Origin of the sequence: Arcticibacter eurypsychrophilus, assembly GCF_001730525.1 — a bacterium.
Taxonomy (GTDB): domain Bacteria; phylum Bacteroidota; class Bacteroidia; order Sphingobacteriales; family Sphingobacteriaceae; genus Arcticibacter; species Arcticibacter eurypsychrophilus.
Genome location: NZ_MDFN01000034.1, coordinates 46,053 through 55,477, shown reverse-complemented (window position 1 = coordinate 55,477; position 9,425 = coordinate 46,053). Strand labels below are relative to the sequence as shown.

General features: G+C 36.1%; 9 protein-coding genes. 1 reads left to right on the top strand and 8 read right to left on the bottom strand.

The features are described from left to right. Window positions 1-240 precede the first annotated feature (240 nt). Window positions 241-1,224 (top strand): acyl-ACP desaturase, encoded by a 984-nt coding sequence (locus BFL47_RS16565; protein WP_069660906.1) that lies wholly within the window; start codon window positions 241-243, stop codon window positions 1,222-1,224. Window positions 1,225-1,337: 113 nt separating this feature from the next. On the opposite strand, the gene BFL47_RS16560 is transcribed toward BFL47_RS16565, so the two are convergent. From BFL47_RS16560 to BFL47_RS16525, 8 genes are all read right to left on the bottom strand, one after another. Next, a complete protein-coding gene (locus BFL47_RS16560; protein WP_069660905.1) occupies window positions 1,338-2,309 on the bottom strand; it encodes a transglutaminase family protein in 972 nt (323 codons plus the stop codon). Between the two features lie 16 nt (window positions 2,310-2,325). Continuing rightward, window positions 2,326-3,261: an alpha-E domain-containing protein gene (locus tag BFL47_RS16555; protein ID WP_069660904.1), complete on the bottom strand. Its 936-nt coding sequence runs from the start codon at window positions 3,259-3,261 to the stop codon at window positions 2,326-2,328. 17 nt (window positions 3,262-3,278) lie between these two features. Next, window positions 3,279-4,730 carry a circularly permuted type 2 ATP-grasp protein gene (locus BFL47_RS16550; protein ID WP_069660903.1) on the bottom strand — a complete coding sequence of 484 codons (1,452 nt, stop codon included), beginning with the start codon at window positions 4,728-4,730 and terminating at the stop codon, window positions 3,279-3,281. Between the two features lie 180 nt (window positions 4,731-4,910). Then, the gene (locus tag BFL47_RS16545; RefSeq protein ID WP_083257239.1) at window positions 4,911-6,041 is read right to left on the bottom strand and encodes an aspartate aminotransferase family protein; all 1,131 of its coding nucleotides are present in this window, start codon (window positions 6,039-6,041) and stop codon (window positions 4,911-4,913) included. A 541-nt stretch (window positions 6,042-6,582) separates the two neighbouring features. Continuing rightward, window positions 6,583-7,011 (bottom strand): hypothetical protein, encoded by a 429-nt coding sequence (locus BFL47_RS16540; RefSeq protein ID WP_069660901.1) that lies wholly within the window; start codon window positions 7,009-7,011, stop codon window positions 6,583-6,585. A 10-nt stretch (window positions 7,012-7,021) separates the two neighbouring features. Continuing rightward, window positions 7,022-7,654, bottom strand: coding sequence for a hypothetical protein (locus BFL47_RS16535; RefSeq protein ID WP_069660900.1), 633 nt, complete (start codon window positions 7,652-7,654; stop codon window positions 7,022-7,024). 33 nt (window positions 7,655-7,687) lie between these two features. Continuing rightward, window positions 7,688-8,239, bottom strand: coding sequence for an RNA polymerase sigma factor (locus BFL47_RS16530; RefSeq protein ID WP_069660899.1), 552 nt, complete (start codon window positions 8,237-8,239; stop codon window positions 7,688-7,690). Window positions 8,240-8,523: 284 nt separating this feature from the next. Then, window positions 8,524-9,354, bottom strand: coding sequence for an alpha/beta hydrolase family protein (locus BFL47_RS16525; RefSeq protein ID WP_069660898.1), 831 nt, complete (start codon window positions 9,352-9,354; stop codon window positions 8,524-8,526). Window positions 9,355-9,425 lie beyond the last annotated feature (71 nt).

Genomic DNA, 9,425 nt, shown 5'->3' with positions numbered 1-9,425 from the left:
GTTTCAGTACTACCGGGCTTTTTTGCGTTTATACGGGTTTGAGTGTAGGCTCATATACATTTCAGAAATACAAGAAGAATAGAGTATAGACTCCTCCATGTATTACTGAATGTTGCCTCTGTAATACAGATTTATAAGGTTTTTGTACCTAATCGATTCGCGAATTACTTGTTATACATTGTTATATCTAGGTTTGAACATCTAATATTTGTATCTTTGATTTGATATAAACCCCGAACAATGGACTTCAATATAGGAGCTAGAAGAGAAGTAATGCAGCATATTGAAAAGTACATGCTGGATAATATGTTTAATTATCTCAAACCTATTGATACAATTTGGCAGCCTTCCGATTTTTTACCTGATTCTACTGATGATAATTTTTTTCATAAAGTAAAAGAACTACGTCAAAGTGCAGAAGGACTTCCTTATGATTTGATTGCTGTTTTAATAGGGGATACTATTACCGAAGAGGCATTACCCACTTATGAATCGTGGTTAGCTGTTGTTGAGGGTGTATCTAAAAGTGAAGAAGGTGGTTGGATGAAATGGCTTCGGCACTGGACATCAGAAGAAAACCGTCATGGTGATCTTTTAAATAAGTATTTATACTTGTCTGGCAGGGTAAACATGCGTCAGCTCGAGATCTCCACTCAATACCTATTAGCAGATGGTTTCGATATTGGGACGGATCATGACCCTTATCGCAATTTTATTTATACAAGCTTTCAGGAGCTAGCAACCAATGTCTCACATCGAAGAGTTGCTTCCCAATCTAAGAAGAATGGTGATACGCTACTTTCAAAAATGTGTGGTGTTATTGCTGCAGACGAAGCGCGTCATGCTCGTGCTTATACTGATTTTATATCTCAAATTATAAAGGTTGATCCTAATGAAGTAATGATTGCCTTTGAAGATATGATGAAAAAGAAAATTGTGATGCCTGCGCATTTCCTTCGTGAGCTAGGGAAGAAGGCTGGTGAAACATTTACGCATTTTGCAGATGCTGCACAACGTTTAGGGGTGTATACGGCTTTGGATTATGTAGATATTTTAAATCAACTGATTAACGAATGGGAATTGGAAAGTTTGCAAGGTCTTAATGAATCAGGTGAGAAGGCTAGAGACTATGTGATGAAACTTCCTAACCGATTGTTAAGAATTGCAGACCGCATGAAAAGTCCTTCTTTGGATTATAAATTTAGTTGGATCCACTCGATATAAAAAAGCGGAATCAAAGGGAAAAAAGGTATTGCATTAGTGCTTCACCCTCTTTTCTTTTAATTATAAGTAAGTAGTATGTTTCTTTTGAAACGCAAGATACTGAAGCGTGTATTTTACTGCTGTTGCTGTTCTTGTTGTTGCTGCATCAGATCTTCATGTCTTCTATAGCTGTTATCCCAAAGATCGCTTTGTGCCTTTTCTATTACTACATTTGGAATTTCTTCACTTATTGTATCATCATCCTCATAAGAAACCGTAACTGATACTTCCATAAGATGTTGAGGAAGGCCTTTATAGACTCCTTTAACAGGTGAACAATCAGTAAAATTTCTTCCTACGGCTAATCTAACATGGGTTTCATTGGCTATGCAGTTATTAGTAGGATCGAGACCAAGCCATCCGTAATCCGGGAGATAAGCTTCTACCCATGCGTGAGTAGCTCCCTCACCTCTCATACCGTTTTTATGAGGACAAATATATCCACTCACATATCTAGCGGGAATGCAGGCAAGTCTTAACATGACTAACAGAATATGTGCAAAGTCCTGACATACTCCTGCTTTTAATTGCAGAATAACTGCAGAGGTCGTTTCTACCGTAGTAATTCCTGGAATATAATTGAAGTTTTGAAACACATAATCACAATAGTTTAAGGCATTATTATATGGGCTCAATGTAGAAGGTTGACTTGCATGAACTACATCTTGCAATTCTTTAATTCCTTCAAAAATGTCCTGATTTAGAAAATCAATAAAATTTATGTTTGTACGTAAAGCTTTTAGCTTTTCCCATTGCAGATCAATTGGTAAGCTATCAAAGGGCAGTGGTTTGTTACGTGTGTTTACTACGGTTTTAGAAAGAATAATAAGTTCGGAATGCGGACTACTATAACTGAAATTCCCTACATCGTTGCCATAATAATCTTTTGACATATAAACGGATGGGTCACCACTGATTTTTAAATCCTGCATTTGAACTTCCTGGTAGGCATCGTTTACTGGAAAAAGTATAATCTGGTTAGCACTATCTCTAACTGGGCTCTGGTAAGTATATTGAGTTAAGTGCTTTATTTTAAATTCTGGCATAAAAAATAATTATAGGTTATGCATAAGCAAAGTAATTAAGATCTAAGGCATTTCCTATACCAAAAAGATCTTTCTTGACTTGCGACAAATAAGGATGTAATCCTCTGTTTGTAATTGAGGCTACCGTGCTGTACTTGATTGTACTTTGCAGCCGTCCTATCATAAAAGATAGTTCTTTGGATTCAATAATGTCCTTATTGTGTTTTAAGCGTTCAAAATAACGGTGAATATTATTGACAGAATACATTACTGAACGAGGGAAATCATTGTTAAGTACAACTAGCTCCAGTACATTTTCAGGATCAAAACCCTGTCGGTATGTTTTTAAATATAAGTCATAGGCACCTAAAGAAAGCAACAAGTAGCGAAGATAAGATGTGCCTGTTAATAGATCAGGGTCACTATTCGCCGTTTTAAACTTGACATCCAATATATCAGTTGACTGAATACTTCTTTCCAAATATTTACCAATATTCATAAAGCTTCTTCCTTCTCCCCTTTCCATGGTCACTTCTGCAATTCCATAATAGAGCATTACCTGTTTGATCAGTTCATCCAGAACAGATACCGGGTCACCCTTTTTCAGCGTAGCAATAAGACGTTTATCTTTAACCAAGTGGTAATATTCATTGAGGCATTGCCATAAATCTTTGGTAAGATGGTCCTGCACACTTCTAGCATTTTCCCTGGCAAGTGTAATAATGTTAATGATTGAGTTAGGATTATCGCGACCAGTTATCATATATTGCAATACGTCCCTGCTATTGAATTCAATCTTATTGATGATTTCTTCGTTGGGAGAATGATAAATTTGAATTAGAGGTCGCCATGAAAACTCATGTAGAGCATCCTGTGACGAAGCGTAATTGATTTTTAATATTCTTAAAATACCATCGCTTCTTTCCAGGTATCGACTTAACCAATATAAATTTGAGGCAACTCTGCTTAACATGCTGTATGATTTTAAATTTAAGATGCCAGTACCCAGGTGTCTTTGCTTCCACCACCTTGTGAACTGTTAACTACCAGTGATCCTTCTTTAAGAGCTACGCGGGTTAAGCCTCCGGGAACTATTTCTATTCCATCCGGTCCGCATAAAGCAAAAGGGCGCAGGTCAATCCTTCGGGGATGTAGTGCTTTATTAATAAAACAAGGAGCTGCAGACAAACTTATTGTAGGTTGTGCAATAAATTGGCGCGGGTCTTTATTGATTTCAGCCTGGTAATCGTGAATTTCTTCGTCAGTGGCTACGTGTCCCATTAACATGCCATAACCTCCGCTACCATTAGTGCGTTTAACAACCATATTTTGAATATTAGAAAAAACATACTCCTTCTCTTCTTTATTACCGAGTTGAAAAGTAGGTACATTTTTTAGCAAAGGTTCTTCATTCAAGTAGTATTTGATCATCTGAGGAACATAGGAGTAAATGGCTTTATCATCAGCTACTCCATTTCCTACAGCATTTACTATGGCTACATTTCCCTTTTTATATGCACTCATGATTCCTGCTACACCCAATATACTGTCCGGGTTAAACACCAGAGGGTCAAGGTATTCATCATCTACTCTACGATAAATAACGTCTACCTGCTGACGGCCGTTCGTTGTTTTCATATAGACTTTGTGATTCTCTACTAGCAGATCACGCCCTTCAACGAGCTCTACACCCATTAAACGTGCGAGAGTTGTATGTTCAAAGTAGGCGGAATTGTAACTTCCTGGACTAAGCAAGACGATTGTAGGATGCGAAATTTGTCTTGGCGAGATTGCCATTAGATTTTTATATAAAATCTCTGGATATTGAGTGACACTTCTAACTTTACATTGGGGAAGCAAATCAGGGAAAAGACGTTTAGTAATCTCACGGTTTTCTAGCATGTAACTCACTCCAGAGGGAGTGCGCAAATTATCTTCCAGTACATAGTAGGTGCCGTCGAAATCGCGAATCAAGTCTATTCCTGCAATATGAACGTAAATATCATGCGGGACTTTTACGTTATACATCTCCCTAAGAAAGTGCGGACATGAATAAATGATGTCAGCAGGCACTATTCCATCTTTTACAATAAACATATTACTATAAATATCTTTTAAAAAAGTATTTAATGCTTTCAGTCTTTGTTTAATGCCTATTTCTATAAAGTTCCAGTCTTGAGCCGTTATAATACGCGGTATAATATCGAAAGGAAAGATCTTTTCTACTCCTTCTCCACTATTATACACAGTAAAGGTTATACCCTGACTCATGAAAAGATTCTTTGCTAGTTCCTCTTTTTTAGTAAGACTTTCAGCGGATTCAGTAGATAAGTAATCAATTACCTTCTGATACGGAGCCCTGATGTCACTACTAGAACTAAACATTTCATCCCATGTATTGGGAGTAGGAGAATATTGTTTTAAAAAATCCAATTCGTTCATTCCTTAACGTTTTTTTATAAAAATATTAATTTTATTACGAACTTTTTAGAAAAATTAACTTAAATAATAATATATGTAATTAGTTCTTTGGAAATCTCTTCTGATCTGGATTTATTATGTGCAAATTGTTGATTATTGTATAAGATCTTGTATTTAGTGTGCTGGAATTGCTTTTTAGGTTTAAAATTGATAATTATTTAACACACTTATAATGATTTTACATGCTTTTTTAATCTCATCATGAGTTATAATTAAAGGAGGAGCTATTCGAAGAGCTGTATCACAGTGTAAAAACCAATCTACAATCACTCCATTTTCAATACAAAGTTTGCTGATGTCTTCTACTTGTTTAAAAGTTTCGAGCTGAATACATAACATGAGCCCCTTTCCTCGAACTTCTTTAATAGCTGGATGTACTAAGAGGCTTCGTAAAAGAGCTTCTTTTTCATCTATCCCATTTAACATGTCTTCTTCTAAGAGGGCTTCTAATGTTGCCAGTCCGGCTGCACAACATACAGGATGTCCTCCAAAAGTAGTAATATGGCCAAGGATTGGATTTTCCGCCAAAACACTCATCACTTTCCTATTTGCACAAAATGCACCTATTGGCATTCCACCACCTATACCTTTTGCTAATAAGAGAATATCAGGAACTATATCATAATGTTCAAAGGCAAACAGTTTACCTGTTCTACCAAAACCTGTTTGTATTTCATCCAGAATTAATAGAGCACCTGTTTCATCACAGCGTTTACGCAAGGCTTGCATGTAAGCTTTATCAGGAACGCGTACACCAGCTTCACCCTGAATACTCTCCATGATGATGCAGGCAGTGTCCTTGTCAATCAATTGCAGGTCTTCCATTTTATTAAATTCTATAAAATGGACATCAGGCAGCAAGGGGCGATAGGCCTCTTTATAATATTCATTACCCATTACGCTTAAAGCACCATGAGTACTTCCGTGATAGGCATTATTACAAGATATCATTTTACTTCTTCCTGTAAACCGTTTGGCAAGTTTTAGTGCACCTTCTGTGGCTTCGGCCCCAGAGTTAACAAAATATACAGAATTGATGCTATCGGGAAGAACAGATACCATTTTAGCCGCATATAGAACTTGTGGCGACTGGATGTACTCCCCATAAACGGCAAGGTGCATATAGCGGTCAACCTGATCTTTAATTGCCTGAACCACTTTGGGGTGGCAATGACCAACATTACTTACTGCAAAGCCAGAAACAAAATCAATATATGGTTTATCATTCGGGCCGTATAAATAAATACCCTTTGCTCTTTCAATTTGGAGCATTCGGGGATTTAAAGAAGTTTGAGCATTATTTAATAAAAATAATTGATGTAAACTGAGCATGGTGCAAAAATACAAAAGCCTATGGACTTAATGTTATAATTGATGGTTATTGCGGAGGCTGGTTAGTTAAATTACTTGATTGTTAAAAAGATTTTTGAACTTTTTGATTTGAACTGTAAAGGTAATCTGTTCTTAAACCAATAAATTTTATAGCGATGTTGGAAAATTCAATACCTTTAAGAAATTCGGAAATAACCTTGTTTTAAATCAAGTCGTTGTGCTATTTAATCAAAAGAAAAACGGAAGGATTAATACTTAATTGTTTTTATAGCAAAAGCCCTTTTCTTTTAAGCCGCAAAATGAACTATCAAAATATTAAATGAAATTGATTTAATTCTGATTTCATTTCCAGTTCCTCCCCAATTAACTTGCCAGCTAGCGGAAAAGCTGCGGAGAAGGTGCGGTTCAGGTGGGTATAATCTGCGTAATTTTTAATAGCCAGATTACCTTTTTTTTAACCCCCGAATATATGCAATGAAAACTAATCTCTTTTTTCTCTTCTTTCTTTAAGCTGATTGATCAGATGTTCCCTAAATTCCCGTTCTGTTGGATACACAAGGTCAGCTTTTGCTTTTGGCAGCACTTCGTAGAATTGTTTTAAATAGCGCTTTTTAGTATCTAATATCAGGGTTTCAAATTTTAATCCATCTACTGAACCAGGGGTTCCTTGTTCTTTTGCTTGTTTCCGTGCCTCATGTCGCGAACGGAAAAGATTATTCATTTCCCTACGGTAGTTGTTATATACTGGCCAGAAACTTTGTGCTTCTTGTGTGTTTAGATTTAAATTTTTTGTCAGGTATTCAGCATTTAGCGCTTCCATTTGTTGATGTCTTTCTGGATTTCCTGATTGGGCGTAAGTTGAAGTGCTTAATATAAAAACGGATAATATAAATATTAAATAATGTTTCATTTGAGTATGTTTAAAGAGTGGTCTCCAGATATTCTTCGATCTCTGCATCAGGGATACCAAGTTCTGAGTTTACTGCTGATGTACTATTTGAATTATCAATTATGACTGGTAAATCACCTGAGTCACTGTTGATAAGCAGGTAATCTATAATTGCATCATCGGGCATGTATGCTAACTTTGTTTCGATAGAAGAGGTCTGTTTTTGATAAAAATACAAACCAGTAGAAATCGATATAATGAGGCAGGCAGCTGCTGCATAGCTTAACCAGGATGGAACTAGTCGTCTTATCTTAACTTCTTTTATGCTAGTTTGATTTGATATTTTTTGCTGAATAGAAGCTTGCAAAGAATTGAAGTACCCTTCAGGAACAGTAAAACCGTCTTCTTTGGTGCTGTCTTTAAATTGATCTGCTTTGATGGAAGTAAGGATATTGCCTTCTAACTCTTCGAAATATTGGTCGGGAACTTCAAATATCTCGGCAGAGTCAGTGCCATACAATAACTCCAGCTTTATTCTGCTGGATAGCTGTTGTTGCATTTCATTGAAATAGTCAGTGGGAACAGTATAAGGATTTCTTCTGCCTGTTGCAGCAAGCTCTGGTGCTTGTTTTTCCCAATCCCCGTTCGTGTTATCTAAATCCATTATATAATTCTGATTATTTTTATACCTAAAGGTTTAATCAATATTTAATAAAAAGTTTTCAATTTTCTTCACCGCGTGATGGAATGATGCTTTAAGGCCACCAACGCTTGTACCTAATATTTGAGAGATCTCTTCATATTTTAAATCATCAAAATATTTCATATTAAATACAAGGCGCTGTTTTTCTGGAAGGGTAAGCAACGCTTGTTGTAACTTAAGTTCTGCCTGATTGCCATTAAAGTAGGAGCCTTCTTTCAAAGAGTCTACTAGATCGTAAGCCACTTCCTCTAGAGGAATGTTGTTCTGTTTCTTTTTCTTGTTTAGAAAAGTAAGACATTCGTTGGTTGCAATCCGGTAAATCCAGGTATAAAGCTGTGAATCATTTCTAAAAGTTGCCAGATTCTTCCATACTTTTATAAAAGCATCTTGTACAAGATCATCGGCGTCATCATGATTAATTACCAGTCGCCTCACATGCCAATAGATCTTTTGCTGATACTTATTAATTAATAGGCTGAATGCTTCATCCCTTGTTCGCTCATCTGCGAATTTTTGAAGTATTACTGCGTCGTCAATTTGCTGCATTTTTAGTGCTTTATGCGCTCTATCAAAGTTAAAGGATATCTTTTTGAGACTTATTTTACCCAAAGAGGTTTAAATTCATCCATATAATAAATAACATTATTGGCTATTATAACATCTAAAATACCATGAAAGGTTTAATTCATCCATAAATATAATAAACAATCACAATTCAATACCTAAAAACGATCTTCTCACTGTTTAGGTAAATCTGTTAATGACGTAGACGTTAACGATTAACCTATACATTGCACCGTTTAAATTGAGTCATTAATGAAAATCTGATTTTAATAGTCTTTTAAAAACGACAATGTCGTGTCACATGCTTTTTTTAATTCAACAGGTAACTCATCAGATGACCATGGATGTCGGGCATTAAACACATGATCTGCATTTTCCACAATAATTAACCAGCTATCCGGATGTTGTCGTTGTAGTAATTGAGCTTGCTCCAATTTTACAGTTGTATCTGATTCACCCTGCACAATGAGCCATGGCTGAGTCAGTGATCTTGCTGCATTTAAGATGTCTAGCTTTTCCGTATTTTTATCCAGGTCTTCTAAGATTACGGAATACAAGGGCATTTGCTGATGGGTACGTGAGTTGTCCATATAAATGGCACCATTTTTTTTCCAGGATTTTTCCTGATCCATATTCCATAGTCCACGGAAATTACTTATTGAAGCCCAAGTTACCAGTTTGTCAACACGTTTATCTTCGAACGTTTGGAGAATGCTAATACCCCCACCCATACTATGGCCAATTAAAATGATCCGGGAAGGTACAGGGAAGGACTCTCCACTTTTTGCATAGGTAATGACTTCGTCCAAATCTTTAAGTTCTTTGCTAAAGGTATTGTGACCAAAAGATTCCAGATCATCGAATACATCAATATCTTCTTTGCTCATTCCATTGTGGGAGAAGTTGAATTTGAGGAAGCTAAAGCCGTTATTAGCAAAATAGTCAGCGACTAAATGATGAGTGCCCCAGTCTTTAAAGCCTTTAAATCCATGAACGAATATGATCATAGGGGCATTTTCAATTTGATCATTCAGGATGTAATCTATATGTATTGCTTTGTTTTCTGATCCTGGTATATGAGTTTTTTGTATTTTCATGGTAAGAGAATAAGCTGTAATATATTGAATATTGGTTAAACAGTAGGTTAATAAATGATGTTTTTATTATT

Coding starts and splice junctions, on each gene's coding strand:
- BFL47_RS16555 (WP_069660904.1), bottom strand. CDS start 3,261: ATGTTAAGCAGAGTTGCCTCAAATTTATATTGGTTAAGTCGATACCTG.
- BFL47_RS16545 (WP_083257239.1), bottom strand. CDS start 6,041: ATGCTCCAAATTGAAAGAGCAAAGGGTATTTATTTATACGGCCCGAAT.
- BFL47_RS16560 (WP_069660905.1), bottom strand. CDS start 2,309: ATGCCAGAATTTAAAATAAAGCACTTAACTCAATATACTTACCAGAGC.
- BFL47_RS16550 (WP_069660903.1), bottom strand. CDS start 4,730: ATGAACGAATTGGATTTTTTAAAACAATATTCTCCTACTCCCAATACA.
- BFL47_RS16525 (WP_069660898.1), bottom strand. CDS start 9,354: ATGAAAATACAAAAAACTCATATACCAGGATCAGAAAACAAAGCAATA.
- BFL47_RS16530 (WP_069660899.1), bottom strand. CDS start 8,239: ATGCAGCAAATTGACGACGCAGTAATACTTCAAAAATTCGCAGATGAG.
- BFL47_RS16535 (WP_069660900.1), bottom strand. CDS start 7,654: ATGGATTTAGATAACACGAACGGGGATTGGGAAAAACAAGCACCAGAG.
- BFL47_RS16565 (WP_069660906.1), top strand. CDS start 241: ATGGACTTCAATATAGGAGCTAGAAGAGAAGTAATGCAGCATATTGAA.
- BFL47_RS16540 (WP_069660901.1), bottom strand. CDS start 7,011: ATGAAACATTATTTAATATTTATATTATCCGTTTTTATATTAAGCACT.